The following is a 371-nucleotide window of genomic DNA, read 5'->3' as shown; positions in this document are numbered from 1 at the left end:
AGATTCCATTGCTGCGATCAAAAATAACCGGAATGTCTGGTTGTACAACATGCCAAACCCCAGGCTGGCGGCCGGATTCTTTTTATGGAAGTCCGGTGCTGATGGTTATCTGCACTGGCATGGCCGTATGCCGACTGCAGATCCTTTTGATCCCACCGATGGTCGCGAAGGAGATGTTATCTATATGTATCCTTGGGTCGGCAGTTGCCCATCTACCATGACTATTCACCAACGTCTGTTAACACTTCAGGAAGCGGTAACGGATTTGCGCTGGATGTTGTGGCTGGAGGCAGAGGCCGCTGTTGATAGCAAAGCCCAGGAGTTGGTAGAGCAAATCAGCCGGAAAATACCTGGCCACTGGAAAGTTGCAG

Annotated in this window: 1 protein-coding gene; it reads left to right on the top strand. The window is 50.9% G+C overall.

The annotated features are described in order from the left end of the window. Positions 1 to 371: hypothetical protein (locus CWC28_RS22145; protein WP_212746827.1), on the top strand; the 371-nt coding region annotated here is incomplete at both ends.

This window comes from Pseudoalteromonas sp. S4492 (genome assembly GCF_005886115.1).
Taxonomy (GTDB): Bacteria; Pseudomonadota; Gammaproteobacteria; order Enterobacterales; family Alteromonadaceae; genus Pseudoalteromonas; species Pseudoalteromonas gelatinilytica.
Note: the sequence above shows the minus strand (reverse complement) of the source record. Positions and strands in the feature narration are given on the sequence as shown.